The sequence below is a fragment of the Pseudomonas sp. B414 genome (genome assembly GCF_055408445.1).
Window position 1 is genome coordinate 1 of record NZ_JBUZTQ010000057.1, and the last position, 14,012, is coordinate 14,012.

A 14,012-nucleotide genomic window follows, 5' to 3' on the forward strand; every position below is an offset into this window, starting at 1 on the left:
ATGATCGCGCGCTCTTCAACGCTGAGTTCGGAATAGGACATAGGGGCAGCACCGTACCGGAAAGGTCAGGTGTTGCACTCAGTTTTCGCGGCCGCCCAGCCACATGGCGTGGGTGCCGGTGGGAAACGTCTGGGCGAAGGTCAGTTTTGAGCGACTTTGGTGCACATGCTGTTGCAGTGCTTCAGTACGGGTCACGCCCATGGCCTGCAAGCCGTGGGAGAGGTTGAGGCTCTGGCCGTTCTGATTGAGCCCCATAAGTACGCTCATGTCGGTGGCCGCCACGCCGCCGATGCCCAGATGCACGGCGTAGATCAGCCCGTACAGGCTGTGGGCGGCGTCGAGCTGGCCGTTGACCAGGTTGTCGCGCAGGCTGGCCCAGGATGACTGGCGCTTGAGGTTCAGGGTCAGGCCGAAAGGCTGGGCAAACCCCTGGGTTGCGGCCACCACCACTGAAGCGCAATCGCTGAGGGCCATAAAACCGAGGTTTATTTCGGTCTTTTCCGGGGCATCGCTGCCGTTGACCCAGGCCAGCGGCCCGGCGGATGGTTCGTTCATGGGGGCTGCACCTTGGCGAAAAGCATACGCTGAAGGTGCAAGGCATATGCCAGAGTGTTTAAGCGGCTCTCACCAACCTTCTGGCCTCTCAGTGCTCTGATGCAGAATCCGCAGCACCTGCACCTCACCCTCGGCCAGTCGGTAGGGCGCTATAAAAGGCAAGTCGGTCAGGATCAGCTCCCTCACATCGGGCGTTTGTGAGGGACGCCCGAGGCCGCTGAAAATTTTCAGCTGTTCCAGGACTTCAATGATTTGGGCCAGTACGGCATCTGCCGCTTCTGGCCCCACATGCGACTGGTAATACTCGTGAATAGAGTCAAGGTCACTGCTCGCTTTGTCCGTCAGCGCGATGTTTGGCACGGTTCACCCATTTGGCCTTGATGGTTTCAAGATCGGTCAATTTGCCAGCGTCGGCGTCGGCGATGCCTTCGGCGATGGCCTTGAGATGCCAGGACTCGGCTTCAACGTAGCGGGCCAGCGCACGTTTTAGATGGTACTGGCGGTCGCGATCAGTGGCTTGTGACAACTGGTCGAGCTGTTCGACCAGTGCCTCTTCAACACGGAATGACAACACGGGTGATGCCATGGTTGGCTCCTTATTCTCAGATGTATACAGCGTATACGCTTAGGCAAACTGTAAACTCGAGCAGGTAGAGATAACAGGGGGCGGCTTGTCATTTCAGACGAACGCACTCGTATTTCATGGCACCACCCGAAACAGCGTAGTTGCAGGAAATCAGTTGTTTCGTACGATATTTCACCTACGTCGCCGTGAAATTTCGCGTATGGGTGTCACCCATTTTTTTAAATTGGTTATTACCTTACAACTAAAAAACTTATAACTATTTATCTAGCTTGGAATCGGTTGAGATCTATTAAGTTGCCCATCTATCGTTAGATTAAAAAGTGATTGGCTGCCTGGGTTTTTATGCCTTTATGATCTGTCCACAACAACTCGTGAGGCAGGAGTGGGGCGATGACTATTCAAGTAAAACCCGTGGCGGGTCGAATTGGCGCACAACTTGATGGCGTAAAACTGGGCGGTGATATCAGTGCTCAGGATTTCGAGTTTATTAATCAGGCATTGTTGAAATATAAAGTTGTGTTCTTCCGTGGCCAGCATCTGGATGACGCCGAACACGAAGCCTTTTCCCGCCGCTTCGGTAATCAGGTGCCCCATCCCACCGTGCGTTCGGCCGAGCAAAGCGCCGCCATCCTGCACCTCGATGCCAAGGAAACCCGGGCCAACTCCTGGCACACGGATGTGACCTTTGTGGCTAATTACCCGAAGATTTCCATCTTGCGCGGTGTGGTTATTCCACCCTATGGCGGCGACACGGTGTGGGCCAATACCGCCTCGGCTTATAACGATTTACCCGAGCCGTTAAAGCAACTTGCGGACAACTTGCGCGCCCTGCATACCAATGTTTATGACTATGCGACGCCTCGCGATACCGATGAATCCGGCCTCAAGCGTTATCGCGAACAGTTCACTGCCGAAGTTTATGAAACTGAGCATCCGCTGGTTCGCGTTCACCCGGAATCGGGCGAAAGAAGTTTGTTGCTGGGCCACTTTGTCAAAGAAATTCAAGGTGTCAGCAGCAGCGATTCGAAACAGCTGATTCGCCTGTTTCATGACCGTATTACCCATGTCGACAACACCGTGCGCTGGCGCTGGCAGGAAGGCGATGTGGTGATCTGGGATAACCGCGCCACCCAGCATATTGCGATCAACGACTACGGCGATGCCCCGCGCATCGTGCGCCGCACCACCATCGATGGTGATGTGCCGGTGGGTGTGGACGGCCGCTTGAGCCAGGCGCTCAAGCCAACCCCGGAAACCCGCTCGCCGAAAACCGAAGCCGACAAAAAACACCTCGCCGCCTGACGGGCCGCGTCTTATTGCTTCAAGGAAGACCTGTCCATGGCCACATTCAAAGTAAATGCCCTGTTACGCAAGACCCGCATTGCCGCCGTGCTGGCAGCGGTCATGACTGTGCCGCTGGCCGAGGCCGATGTGTTGCGCGTCGGTGTGGCGAGCGCCGGGGGCGGTGATCCGGTCACGTTCAGTGGCTCGCCGCTGGGCATCGTGCGCAACCAGCAACTGTTGGAGAAAGCGTTCGCCGGTACTGGCACCGAGGTGCAGTGGTTTTTCTTCAAGGGCGCTGGCCCTGCGGTCAACGAAGCCTTGTCCAACCAGCAGCTGGACTTCGCCTACCAGGGCGATCTGCCAGCGGTGGTCGGGCGTTCCAACGGGCTGGACACCAAACTGCTGGCGGCCCTGGGCGTGCGGGCCAATCTGTACCTGGCGGTGCCCAAGGGCTCTGACATAAAGACCATCGAAGACCTTAAAGGCAAGAAGGTCGCGGTGTTTCGCGGCACCAACGGCCATCTGGTGTCGATCAATCTGCTGGCCGCGCACGGCATGAGCGAGCGCGATATCAAGGTGATCAACCTTGATGCCGGCAGCACCCAGGCGGCACTGGTTTCCAATGGCGTGGATGCGGCATTTGGTGGTCGCGAGTTGTTCAAACTGCGTGACAAGGGCCTGATCGACATCGTTTACGACAACCCGGATCAGGATGTGCGCTACACCCGTCAGACCGCATTGGTGGTGCGCGGTGCCTACGAAAAAGAACACCCGGCCAATGTGCAAAAAGTCGTCGATACCCTGGTGGATGCGGCGAAGTGGACTTCCGAAGACGGCCATCGCGATGAGGTGTTCACCGAGTGGGCCAAGAGCAATGACCCGGTGGACTCACTGCGCGCCGACTTTACCGGAGTCAGCCTGCGGGACAGGTCTTCGCCGCTGATCGACACCTTTTTGCTGAGCCGCTACCAGGCGGTGGCGGAGCAGGCCAAGGAGGAAAAACTGATCCGCCGACCGGTCAGTATTGATGGCTGGTTTGAACCCGGCTACCTGCAAAACGCCCTCAAGGCCAAAGGGCTGGAGAACTTCTGGACGGCCTATGGCGCGGATGGCAAGCAGCCTGTTGGCAATGCGGTAGCGGGCAAGTAATCGCACTCCCCCTGTGGAAGGGGGCAAGTAACTGCATATCCCTGTGGGAGCGGGCTTGCTCGCGATGCAGACGACGCGGACTTACTGTTAGTCCGTGTCGATCCAATCGCGAGCAGGCTCGCTCCCACAGATTTTCCGTTTTTTTGTAGCAAGCAAGGGAGCCAGGCATATGCCCAGAGCACAGACAGTCGCACTCCAGCAGTACGCTCCGGCGCTACCCAAGGACAACGTAAAGCGTTTGCCGCCTGCGCCAACGCGCCCGGTGCGCAAGGTCGAGGTGCCTCGTACCCGGGCCTGGTCTTCGATACTGGGTGAAAGGGCCTTGCCCTGGCTGTTGCCGCTGGCCTTGCTGGGTCTGTGGTATCTGGGGGTTGAACAGGGCTGGCTGTCAGAGCAGGTATTGCCACCACCCGCCTATGTTTACGAAACCCTCTCGGATCTCTTTGCCTCCGGCGACCTGTGGATAAATGCCGCCGCCAGCCTGCAGCGGGTGGTGCTCGGGTTTGCCCTCGGGGCCGCTATCGGTGTGGCGCTGGGGCTGGCCATGGGATTGTCGAAAACCGTCGAGGATTATCTGCTGCCCACCTTCAACGCCATTGTGCAAATCCCGGTACTGGCCTGGCTGCCGTTTGCCTTGCTGCTGTTCGGCATCGGCGAGCCGCTCAAGTATGTGTTGATTGCCAAGGCTGCATTGGTGCCGATCACGCTGTGCACTCTGCAGGCGTTCAAACAGGCGCCCCAGGGCTTGCTGGAAGCCGGGCGGGCCTATGGTTTCAGCCGTTGGCAGAGCGTGGTGTTTATCGTCTTGCCGGCCGCTATCCCGACCCTGTTTACCGGCCTGCGTCTGGGCTTTACCAAAGCCTGGCTGTCACTGGTAGTGGTCGAGCTGGTGGCGTCGAGCGAAGGGCTGGGGTACCTGATTGTGTACGGTCGCCAGCTGTTCCAGCTGGATCTGGTGATGGCCGCCGTGGTCGTGGTCGGGGCGATTGGCCTGTTGATCGATCGCGGTTTTGATTACGCCGAGCGCCGCCTCAATCGTGGCCGCGTGCTGGTAGCGGGGCGCCAGTCATGAGCAGCGCACTGGCAATCAGTCATGGCAACAGCCGTCGCTATCGCGGCTGGGTTTTACCGATTGGCGCCATTGCCCTGTGGTGGCTGGCTGCGCATCTGGGCTGGAGTCAGTCCGGGCTGCTGGTGTCGCCGGAAAAGGTCGCGGCCACGGCCTGGGACCAGATCGTTTCGGGCAAATTCTGGCGGGCCATCAGCGCCAGCCTGACGCGCAACTTGAGCGGCTTCTTTATCGGCACCAGCCTGGGCCTGGTGCTCGGTTGCCTGCTGGGCCTTTCGCATTACTTCGAGCGTTTGGTCGGCCCCAGCTTCAACACCTTCAAACAGATTTCGTTGTTCGCCTGGATCCCGCTGATCTCGGTGTGGTTCGGTTTGGGCGATGTGGCCAAGGTGGTGTTTCTGTCGCTGGCGGCACTGGTGCCGGTGGTGGTCAACACCTGTGACGGCCTGCGCAATGTGCCGCCCAACCTGCTGGAAGTGGCGCGTGTTTATCGCTTCAGCCGCTGGCAAACCATCGTCGGGGTCATGTTGCCGGCGGCCCTGCCGTCGATCTTCACCGGCCTGTACCTGGCGCTGGTGTACTCGTGGCTGGCGACCATCGGCGCCGAGTACCTGCTGGTATCGGGGGAGGGTATAGGCAACACGCTGATCGATGGCAGCGAGCATTTCATGATGGACCTGGTGCTGTTCGGCATGCTGGTGATCGGCCTGGTGGGCTGGAGCCTGAATGCCCTGGCCCGGATTTTTGAGCGACGCATGCAACGCCTGTATGGCATCGAACCGCGTTGATCGGCACTTTCAGAAGGATTGCAGCATGCTCAATAACAGCCTGACCCTGGAAAACATCAGCAAGCGCTTTGCTTCGCGCCCCGGCAGCACCAGCCAATTGCAGGTGCTCGACAATATCCAGCTGGATATCGCCCCAGGCGAATTTATCAGCATCGTCGGTGCCAGCGGTTGCGGCAAGTCCACCCTGTTGCGGCTGATCCTTGGCCTGGACGAGGAGTACGACGGGCGCATCCTGCTCGATGGCAAACCCATCGCCGGCACGGGGCTGGAGCGCGGCATCGTGTTTCAGGACCACCGCCTGTTCCCTTGGCTCAACGTTGAGCAGAACGTCGCCGTGGCGCTGAAAAACTCGCCCCTGAGCACAAAGGAAAAGCGCGACACCGTGCGCGAACACATCGAGTTGGTGGGCCTGCAGGACTTTATCGATGCCTACCCGCACCAGATCTCCGGCGGCATGGCCCAGCGCGTGGCCATCGCCCGCGGGCTGGTCAATCGCCCCAGCGTGCTGTTGCTCGACGAGCCTCTGGGGGCCCTCGATGCCCTGACCCGTGCACGGCTGCAAGGCGAGCTGCAAAACATCTGGGCCAAGGAAAAAATCACCATGATTCTGGTCACCCACGATGTGGACGAGGCGGTATTCCTGGGCGATCGGGTGGTGGTGATGCAGCCCAACCCCGGGCGTATCCGGCGCATCCTCGATATCGATTTGCCGCGCCCGCGCAACCGCAGTGACAGCCGCTTTATCGCCCTGCGCGACGATGTGCTGAGCGACTTCGCCGAATTGCATTGAACCTTCGTTATCTGAATTCAGAGAGCAGAAAATGTCCGAACGTCAGCTCAGCCTCAACCTGTTTATCTACCCCAACGGCCATCACGAAGCCGCCTGGCGCCACCCGCAATCGGTGCCGGAGTCGTCGATGGACATCGGCTACTACCAGCAGCTTGCACTACGTGCCGAGCGGGAAAAGCTCGATGCAATCTTCTTTGCCGACTCGCCGTCACTGGCCGAAAGCGGCCGTGAAGGCTTGCGTATCCGCTTTGAACCGGTGACCTGGCTGGCAGCGATTGCCGCCGTCACCCAGCGTATCGGGCTGATTGCCACGGCCAGCACCACCTACAGCGAACCCTACAATCTGGCGCGCTCGTTCAGCGCCCTGGACCATTTGAGCAAGGGCCGTGCGGGCTGGAATATCGTCACCACCTCAATGGCCGCCGCAGCTGCCAATTTTGGCCTCGATGCACATCCCTCGGCCCATGACCGCTACGCCCAGGCCGAAGAGTTCGTGAAGGTGGTTGGCGACCTGTGGGACAGTTGGGAAGACGATGCGCTGGTGCTGGACAAGAGCGCCGGGGTATTTGCCGACAGTGGCAAGGTGCATTCGATCAACCATGTGGGCGCTTACTACAAGGTCAAGGGGCCGTTGAACTCGCCGCGTTCGCCCCAGGGTCGACCGGTGCAGGTGCAGGCTGGGTCTTCGGAAGATGGCCGTGACTTTGCTGCAAAGCATGCTGAAGCCATTTTTACTGCACACCAGACGCTGCATAGCGCCAGCGAATTTGCCAACGACATCCGTGCCCGGGCCAGGGCGGTGGGGCGCGACCCGCGTCAGTTGAAAATCCTCCCGGGCATCAGCCCGTATATCGCCAGCAGCGAAGCTGAGGCCCAGCGCAAATTTGATGAGCTTAATGAGCTGGTGCTGCCGCATGTTTCCCTGGGGCAATTGCGGCGCATGCTGGGTGTGGATTTGACCGGGTATGATCTGGATGCGCCGTTTCCGCGCCATCTGATCGACTTTAATGGTACTGAAAGCCAGTCCAGCCGCTTCAAACTGATTATCGATATTGTCGACCGCGAAAACGCCACCCTGCGCCAACTGATCAACCGCTTGGCTGGTGCGCGCGGGCATTGGGTACCGGTGGGCACGCCGGTGCAGATTGCCGACTTGATCGAACAGTGGTTTCGCAGCGGAGCGGCGGATGGTTTTAACGTGATGCCTCCGGCATTCCCCGATGGCTTTGAAGTGTTCCTCGACGAAGTGCTGCCGATTTTGCGCAAGCGCGGTTTGTTCCGCAGTGAATACGCGGGCAGCACCTTGCGCGAGCACTACGGCCTGACCCGGCCGGAGTCGCGCTACGCCCTTAAAACGGCCTGATTCTCCCTCCCACAAGTTCGAATTTTGAGGGCGCTGTAAAACCTGTGGGAGCGGGCTTGCTCGCGAAGGCATCACCGCGGTTTGCCAGGCAGACCGCGCTTCATGCATCGCGAGCAAGCCCGCTCCCACCGATTTTTTGCTGCACGTTCTGCGAGCTATTCCTGAACTTGCGCGGGGCTGGTCACCCTATAGGCGACGGCCTCGCTGTCCAGCAGATTGCGGTACTGGTGCGGTTGCCCGGCACGAAACAGGATCGAGTCACCGGCACGCAGGACAAAGTGTTCGTCATTGATGCTCAGCCCCAGGCTGCCCTTGGCCACCAGCAGGTTTATCTGCACGGCGGGCTCGTGGCCGGGTACATGCTCTTCGGCTCGCGGGTTCAGGCGCAGCTCGTTAAATGCCACCTGTGCTTCGGCGTGTTCCGGGGGCAAGGCGCGACGCACAATGGCACCGTGGGAGTCGCTGGGGGCAAGGAATTCAGCGATCGATACCTGCAGAGCGCTGGCTACCTTGCACAGCACTTTCACAGAGGGAAAACTGCGACCGGCTTCTATCTGCACGAGCATGGCGCGGCGTACGCCACTGGCCTGCGCCAGCGCCTCCAGCGACACCTCACGCTTGTCGCGCAGGCGCTGCAGGTTGTGGCTGATACGTTTGGCAATGGGGTCGTCGCCCTGATGATCGCGCTCGGGCAGGCTGAAAGGGATGCTGCCGCTGCTGTCGAGAAAACCGGTAGGGATATTCATGGGCGTGAGCCTGCAAGCGAGGGCAATGCAGGTGAATAGTCAGGGCCATGGGGGCGACGGCTCATGATGATTCCTTTTCATGCGGTCCGAAAAGTCATGAGATTACCGTCGGTTTTTTAGATCCATAAATAATTAATTAAGACGTTTAAAGACCGGATTTGAATAAGCGAAATCCTGATAAAACGGCTCTATGGTTATGCTTCGTTGGGCGTTGACCGTCAGAACACGGCTGACTACTGTTTGCGCCACTTGATTTAACGATCACCACGCAGGGAGTCAGCATGAGCGACATTCAATACCGCAACCTGGGCCGCAACGGCGTGAAGGTTTCGCCCATCACCCTGGGCACCATGATGTTCGGCGGGCAGACCCCGGACGACGTCGCCCGACGTATCACCGACCGTGCCTTTGAGCAGGGCATCAACTCCATCGACACCGCCAATGGCTACAACGGTGGTGCTTCGGAAGAAGTGGTTGGCCGCCTGATTGGCGAGCACCGCCAGCGCTGGGTGCTGGCCACCAAATTCGTCAACCCCGACCCGGGTGGCGCAGGCCCGAACAACAGCGGCGCCTCGCGCCAGAATGTCATTGCTTCGGCCGAGGCCAGCCTCAAGCGCCTGAACACCGACTATATCGACCTGTTCTACCTGCACCGCGAAGACCACGACACCCCGGTGGACGAAACCCTGCGCGCCCTCGATGACCTGATTCGGGCGGGCAAGATTCGTGGTTACGGGCTGTCCAACCATCGTGGCTGGAAGCTTGCCGAATTCAGCCGCAGCGCCGACCTGCTGGGCATCCAGCGCCCCAGCGTCAGCCAGCCGCTATACAACCTGGCCAACCGCCAGATCGAAGTGGAGCACCTGCCAGCGGCGGAGTATTACGGTATTGGCGTGATCTCCTACAGCCCATTGGCGCGTGGCGTACTGACAGGCAAATACGACCCGGATCAGGCCCCGGGCCAGGACACCCGTGCTGGTCGTAACGACCCGCGCCTGCAACAGACCGAATGGCGCCCTGAGTCCCTCAACCTGGCCCAGCGCATTCGTGACTATGCCGAAGGGCAAGGGATTACCGCAGGCCAGTTTGCTTTGGCCTGGGTGCTGAACAACAAACTGATTACCTCAGCGATTGCGGGGCCGCGTACCGAACAGCAATGGGAGGACTACGTACCGGCGTTGAACTACAACTTCACCGCGCAGGATGAAGCGTTTATCAACGACCTGGTGGTGACCGGGCATTCGAGCACACCGGGCTACAACGACCCGAGCCATCCGTTTTTCGGGCGCAGGTCGCGGGTGTAAAAGACCGACTACTGCAGTGCCCTTGTGGGGGAATTGAGGGGGCATTGTGGGAGCGGGCTTGCTCGCGATGGCATCGACTCGGTTTGCCTGCCAGACCGCAGCGCTTGCATCGCAGGCAAGCCAGCTCCCACAGGTTTTGCGGTGCTCACAAAATTCGGACCTTGCCGGGATCATTATGTGGGAGCGGGCTTGCTCGCGATGGCATCACTGCAGTTCGCCTGCCAGACCGCAGCGCTTGTATCGCAGGCAAGCCTGCTCCCACAGGTTTTGCGGTGCTCACAAAATTCGGACCTTGCCGGGATCATTATGTGGGAGCGGGCTTGCTCGCGATGGCATCACTGCGGTTCGCCTGCCCGACCGCAGCGCTTGCATCGCAGGCAAGCCAGCTCCCACAAAAGCATTGTTCGCTTAAGTGAGCAGCCGGCGCTTCCCCGTCAGAAGTTGGCCGGTGTATTGGCGCTGATGATCTCGGCTTCATCCGCGCCGATATTGCGAAAGCGATGGGGCAGGGTAGTGGGGAAGTAATAGCCGTCCCCGGCATTCAAGATGCTGATCTGGCCATCCACGGTCAGTTCGATCGTACCTCGGGCCACCAGCCCGCACTCTTCACCTACAGCATGCACGATCGGCTCTTCCCCGGAGCTGGCACCCGGTGCGTATTGCTCGCGCAACAAGCGCATCTGCCGGCCCGGCACCGAGGCACCAATCAGCAGCAGGCGCAAGCCGTCACGGCCCAGGTCAGGCTGTTCATTGGCACGGAACACATATTGGTGTTCGCGCGGTGGCTGGTCGAAGGTGAAAAAATCAGCCAGCGACATGGGAATGCTCTCCAGCAGCTTTTTGAGGGAGCTGACTGAAGGACTGACGCGATTCTGTTCGATCAGGGAAATGGTGGCATTGGTGACGCCGCTACGCCGTGCCAGCTCGCGCTGGGACATTTTGTAGCTTTCGCGTACTAATTTGAGTCGTGAGCCCGTGTCCATGACAGCCTTATGTGAGAACTACTTAAGGTGACGGGGGAGATGGCGGGCGACGGATGCCGCAAATCGCACCGTGCCTCTGTCCCGGAATCGTGAAAGGCGGCTATTAAATCACGTTTATTGGCGTAGCTCAGCAGCTTCGATAAACGGTGCCGGGCCCTGTTGCCCCCGCTGGATTGGCGGCCCCGGTGAGGTGGCCGCCGACAGGAGATTGGCTCAATCAAACGGTGTGCAAGTACCAGTTGTACTCAAGGTCCGAGATCGAGTTTTCAAACTCGGCGAGTTCGCTTTCCTTGCAGGCAACGAAGACATCGATGTACAGCGGGTCGATGTATTTGGCCATGACTTCGCTGTCATCCAGCTCGCGCAGTGCGTCGCGCAGGTTGTTCGGCAGGCTTTGCTCGTTTTGCTCGTAGCTGTTGCCTTCCACCGGTGGCCCCGGCTCGATTTTGTTGGTCAGGCCGTGATGGATACCGGCCAGGACCGAAGCCATCAGCAGGTACGGGTTGGCGTCAGCACCGGCAACGCGGTGTTCGATGCGCACCGAGTCGGCAGAGCCGGTGGGTACACGTACTGCCACGGTGCGGTTGTCGATGCCCCAGCTCGGCGAGTTCGGCACATAGAACTGGGCGCCGAAACGGCGATACGAGTTGACGTTGGGGCAGAGGAACGCCATCTGCGCCGGCAGGGTTTCGAGCACACCGCCGATTGCGTGACGCAATGCGTCGTTCTGCTCGGGGTCCTCGCTGGCAAAAATATTTTTGCCTTCCTTGTCCAGAATCGAGACGTGCACATGCAGCCCGTTGCCCGCCTGGCCAGGGTACGGCTTGGCCATAAAGGTGGTGTCCATCTCATGGTCGTAGGCGATGTTTTTCACCAGGCGCTTGAGCAGCACGGCGTAGTCGCAGGCCTTGATCGGGTCGGCAACGTGATGCAGGTTGACCTCGAACTGCGCCGGGGCACTTTCCTTGACGATCGCATCCGCCGGGATGCCTTGCTCTTTCGCGCCTTCGAGAATGTCCTGCAGGCAGTCGACGTATTCGTCGAGGTCATCGATCAGGTACACCTGGGTCGACATCGGCCGTTTGCCCGACACCGGCGAGCGCGGCGCTTGCGGGCGGCCGTTCACGTTGTCCTGGTCGATCAGGTAGAACTCCAGCTCAAAGGCCGCGCAAATGGTCAGGCCCATGTCATCGAACTTGGCCACCACCTGGCGCAGCACTTCCCGCGGGTCGGCGAAGAACGGCTGGCCTTCCAGTTCGTGCATGGTCATCAGCAATTGCGCCGTCGGGCGTTTCTGCCAGGGCTCGATGCACAGGGTATTGGGGATGGGGTAGCAGATGCGGTCCGAGTCACCGATATCCAGGCCCAGGCCGGTGCTTTCCACCGTCGAGCCATTGATATCCAGGGCAAACAGGGAGGCGGGCAGGTTGATGCCCTTCTCGTAAACCTTGTGCAGGCTGGTGCGTTCGATGCGCTTGCCGCGCACCACGCCGTTCATATCCGCAATAAGAAGGTCAACGTACAAAACCTCAGGGTATTTCTTGAGGAATGCATTTGCTTCATTGAGCTGAACTGCGCGCAGGGGAACCGCCATGATGCACCTATTATGTTAATTATTATGTTCACTGCCCTTTCACGAACCCAGTCAATCCGAAAGGCAGGGTGAAGTCAATAGCGAACGGCTGACCTGAAATCGTTATTTTCAAGGCATTTTGGCGCGTTTTAGAGTTGTGTAAAGTCGTTCCGCGCGAGCGGGGTGCGGGCTATAGATGAAAAGTGTTTTAGATTTTTTACATTGCGGTTGTTAATTAAAATCAACAAGACTAAGCTCCGGAAAAGCTCGTTCAAGTCCACTTGGCTGCCTGCGTACAGCAGGCGGGCGGGCCTTTGCGTCACGACAACGACAAGCCGCAATAACAACAAGTACTACCAGGCAGCCGCTTTACCGGCGCCGAAAAAACCTGTGCTGCAGGTTTGCGATCAACTATTGAGTCGGGCCGTGTTGGCCTGGCGACCGAAGCTGTTGGGAGTTTCATATGGCAAACGCCTCCAGTACCTATCGCAAGGCCCTTGAAGGTAATCAGGCACCGAAAAAGGTGTTGGTAAAAGTCGACCGGGTCACCAAGAAGTTCGACGAAACCATCGCTGTTGACGATGTATCCCTGGATATCCACCAAGGCGAAATCTTCGCCCTGCTCGGAGGTTCCGGCTCCGGCAAGTCAACCCTTCTGCGCATGCTGGCGGGCTTTGAGCGCCCAACAGAGGGTCGTATTTTTCTCGATGGGGTCGACATTACCGATATGCCGCCGTACGAGCGGCCGATCAATATGATGTTCCAGTCCTATGCCTTGTTCCCGCATATGACCGTGGCGCAGAACATCGCCTTTGGCTTGAAGCAGGATCGTCTGTCCGCCAGTGATATCGACGCCCGCGTAGAGGAAATGCTGCGCCTGGTGCATATGACCCAATACGCCAAGCGCAGGCCCCATCAGTTGTCTGGTGGCCAGCGTCAGCGTGTGGCCCTGGCTCGCTCACTGGCCAAGCGCCCGAAACTGCTGCTGCTCGATGAGCCGATGGGTGCGCTGGACAAAAAACTGCGTTCGCAGATGCAACTCGAACTGGTAGAAATCATCGAGCGCGTTGGCGTGACCTGCGTGATGGTGACCCATGACCAGGAAGAGGCCATGACCATGGCTGAGCGTATCGCCATTATGCACCTGGGGTGGATCGCGCAAATCGGCAGCCCTGTGGATATCTATGAAGCTCCCGTCAGCCGCATGGTCTGCGAGTTTATCGGCAATGTGAACGCCTTCGACGGCACGGTCATAGATGACGAGGAAGGCTACGCGATCATCCACAGCCCGGAGTTGGAGCGCAAAATCTACGTTGGCCACGGCGTGACAACATCGCTGCAGGACAAGTCGGTGACTTACGCCATCCGCCCGGAAAAAATGCTGGTCAGTACCCTCAAGCCCGAGTCCGCTTACAACTGGTCGCAGGGCAAGGTGCATGACATTGCCTACCTCGGTGGGCACTCGGTGTTTTATGTAGAACTGCCTGGGGGCAAGATCGTCCAGTCGTTTATGGCCAACGCCGAACGCCGTGGTGCCCGTCCGACCTGGGACGACGAAGTCTACGTGTGGTGGGAAGACGACAGCGGCGTGGTACTGCGCTCATGAACATGCGAAAACTCAAGCGCCGACTGCAACGAATAACCCCCGGTGGCCGTCAGATGGTCATCGGAATTCCGTTCCTGTGGCTGTTTCTGTTCTTCATGCTGCCATTCTTTATTGTTCTGAAGATCAGCTTTGCCGAAGCCGACGTGGCGATCCCGCCGTACACCGAGATCTACAGTTACGTTGACCAGAAAATCCAGGTCCTGCTGAACCTGGGCA

13 protein-coding genes and 2 pseudogenes are annotated in these 14,012 nt (G+C 59.0%); 9 read left to right on the top strand and 6 right to left on the bottom strand.

Annotation, left to right across the window (positions count from 1 at the left end):
- Positions 1-96: 96 nt before the first annotated feature.
- From ACZRMH_RS25065 to ACZRMH_RS25075, 3 genes and pseudogenes are all read right to left on the bottom strand, one after another.
- Positions 97-555, bottom strand: a pseudogene (locus tag ACZRMH_RS25065) (CmpA/NrtA family ABC transporter substrate-binding protein); the annotation flags it as partial.
- A 69-nt stretch (positions 556-624) separates the two neighbouring features.
- The gene (locus tag ACZRMH_RS25070) at positions 625-915 is read right to left on the bottom strand and encodes a type II toxin-antitoxin system RelE/ParE family toxin (RefSeq protein WP_464015729.1); all 291 of its coding nucleotides are present in this window, start codon (positions 913-915) and stop codon (positions 625-627) included.
- On the bottom strand, positions 878-1,141 hold the full coding sequence (locus ACZRMH_RS25075) for a CopG family ribbon-helix-helix protein (RefSeq protein WP_464015730.1): 264 nt from the start codon (positions 1,139-1,141) through the stop codon (positions 878-880). Before ACZRMH_RS25075 ends, ACZRMH_RS25070 begins: the two co-directional genes overlap by 38 nt.
- A 390-nt stretch (positions 1,142-1,531) precedes the next feature.
- On the opposite strand from ACZRMH_RS25075, the gene ACZRMH_RS25080 reads away from it, so the two are divergent.
- From ACZRMH_RS25080 to ACZRMH_RS25105, 6 genes are all read left to right on the top strand, one after another.
- Complete coding sequence (locus ACZRMH_RS25080) at positions 1,532-2,443, top strand: TauD/TfdA dioxygenase family protein (protein ID WP_464015731.1); 912 nt, start codon at positions 1,532-1,534, stop codon at positions 2,441-2,443.
- A gap of 36 nt (positions 2,444-2,479) precedes the next feature.
- Positions 2,480-3,574: an ABC transporter substrate-binding protein gene (locus tag ACZRMH_RS25085; RefSeq protein ID WP_464015732.1), complete on the top strand. Its 1,095-nt coding sequence runs from the start codon at positions 2,480-2,482 to the stop codon at positions 3,572-3,574.
- 169 nt (positions 3,575-3,743) lie between these two features.
- Positions 3,744-4,646: an ABC transporter permease gene (locus ACZRMH_RS25090; RefSeq protein WP_464015733.1), complete on the top strand. Its 903-nt coding sequence runs from the start codon at positions 3,744-3,746 to the stop codon at positions 4,644-4,646.
- Positions 4,643-5,431, top strand: coding sequence for an ABC transporter permease (locus ACZRMH_RS25095; protein WP_464015734.1), 789 nt, complete (start codon positions 4,643-4,645; stop codon positions 5,429-5,431). The genes ACZRMH_RS25090 and ACZRMH_RS25095 overlap by 4 nt, the downstream gene beginning before the upstream one ends.
- 25 nt (positions 5,432-5,456) lie before the next feature.
- On the top strand, positions 5,457-6,221 hold the full coding sequence (locus ACZRMH_RS25100) for an ABC transporter ATP-binding protein (RefSeq protein WP_464015735.1): 765 nt from the start codon (positions 5,457-5,459) through the stop codon (positions 6,219-6,221).
- A gap of 31 nt (positions 6,222-6,252) precedes the next feature.
- Positions 6,253-7,584: an LLM class flavin-dependent oxidoreductase gene (locus ACZRMH_RS25105; protein ID WP_464015736.1), complete on the top strand. Its 1,332-nt coding sequence runs from the start codon at positions 6,253-6,255 to the stop codon at positions 7,582-7,584.
- A gap of 155 nt (positions 7,585-7,739) precedes the next feature.
- On the opposite strand, the gene ACZRMH_RS25110 is transcribed toward ACZRMH_RS25105, so the two are convergent.
- Positions 7,740-8,330: a helix-turn-helix domain-containing protein gene (locus tag ACZRMH_RS25110; RefSeq protein WP_464015737.1), complete on the bottom strand. Its 591-nt coding sequence runs from the start codon at positions 8,328-8,330 to the stop codon at positions 7,740-7,742.
- A 290-nt stretch (positions 8,331-8,620) separates the two neighbouring features.
- On the opposite strand from ACZRMH_RS25110, the gene ACZRMH_RS25115 reads away from it, so the two are divergent.
- A complete protein-coding gene (locus ACZRMH_RS25115) occupies positions 8,621-9,634 on the top strand; it encodes an aldo/keto reductase (RefSeq protein WP_464015741.1) in 1,014 nt (337 codons plus the stop codon).
- Between the two features lie 434 nt (positions 9,635-10,068).
- Here the strand turns inward: ACZRMH_RS25115 and ACZRMH_RS25120 are convergent, their stop codons facing one another.
- Positions 10,069-10,617 (bottom strand): cupin domain-containing protein, encoded by a 549-nt coding sequence (locus ACZRMH_RS25120; RefSeq protein ID WP_464015738.1) that lies wholly within the window; start codon positions 10,615-10,617, stop codon positions 10,069-10,071.
- 217 nt (positions 10,618-10,834) lie between these two features.
- Positions 10,835-12,211, bottom strand: coding sequence for a glutamine synthetase family protein (locus ACZRMH_RS25125; protein WP_464015739.1), 1,377 nt, complete (start codon positions 12,209-12,211; stop codon positions 10,835-10,837).
- Between the two features lie 442 nt (positions 12,212-12,653).
- Here ACZRMH_RS25125 and ACZRMH_RS25130 point away from each other — a divergent pair, with 442 nt between their 5' ends.
- Both ACZRMH_RS25130 and ACZRMH_RS25135 read left to right on the top strand, forming a co-directional pair.
- The gene (locus ACZRMH_RS25130) at positions 12,654-13,796 is read left to right on the top strand and encodes an ABC transporter ATP-binding protein (protein WP_464015740.1); all 1,143 of its coding nucleotides are present in this window, start codon (positions 12,654-12,656) and stop codon (positions 13,794-13,796) included.
- Positions 13,793-14,012: pseudogene (locus ACZRMH_RS25135) on the top strand (putrescine ABC transporter permease PotH); the annotation flags it as partial. The gene ACZRMH_RS25130 and the pseudogene ACZRMH_RS25135, both read left to right, overlap by 4 nt.

Coding starts and splice junctions, on each gene's coding strand:
- ACZRMH_RS25110 (WP_464015737.1), bottom strand. CDS start 8,330: ATGAATATCCCTACCGGTTTTCTCGACAGCAGCGGCAGCATCCCTTTC.
- ACZRMH_RS25085 (WP_464015732.1), top strand. CDS start 2,480: ATGGCCACATTCAAAGTAAATGCCCTGTTACGCAAGACCCGCATTGCC.
- ACZRMH_RS25120 (WP_464015738.1), bottom strand. CDS start 10,617: ATGGACACGGGCTCACGACTCAAATTAGTACGCGAAAGCTACAAAATG.
- ACZRMH_RS25080 (WP_464015731.1), top strand. CDS start 1,532: ATGACTATTCAAGTAAAACCCGTGGCGGGTCGAATTGGCGCACAACTT.
- ACZRMH_RS25130 (WP_464015740.1), top strand. CDS start 12,654: ATGGCAAACGCCTCCAGTACCTATCGCAAGGCCCTTGAAGGTAATCAG.
- ACZRMH_RS25075 (WP_464015730.1), bottom strand. CDS start 1,141: ATGGCATCACCCGTGTTGTCATTCCGTGTTGAAGAGGCACTGGTCGAA.
- ACZRMH_RS25125 (WP_464015739.1), bottom strand. CDS start 12,211: ATGGCGGTTCCCCTGCGCGCAGTTCAGCTCAATGAAGCAAATGCATTC.
- ACZRMH_RS25095 (WP_464015734.1), top strand. CDS start 4,643: ATGAGCAGCGCACTGGCAATCAGTCATGGCAACAGCCGTCGCTATCGC.
- ACZRMH_RS25100 (WP_464015735.1), top strand. CDS start 5,457: ATGCTCAATAACAGCCTGACCCTGGAAAACATCAGCAAGCGCTTTGCT.
- ACZRMH_RS25105 (WP_464015736.1), top strand. CDS start 6,253: ATGTCCGAACGTCAGCTCAGCCTCAACCTGTTTATCTACCCCAACGGC.
- ACZRMH_RS25090 (WP_464015733.1), top strand. CDS start 3,744: ATGCCCAGAGCACAGACAGTCGCACTCCAGCAGTACGCTCCGGCGCTA.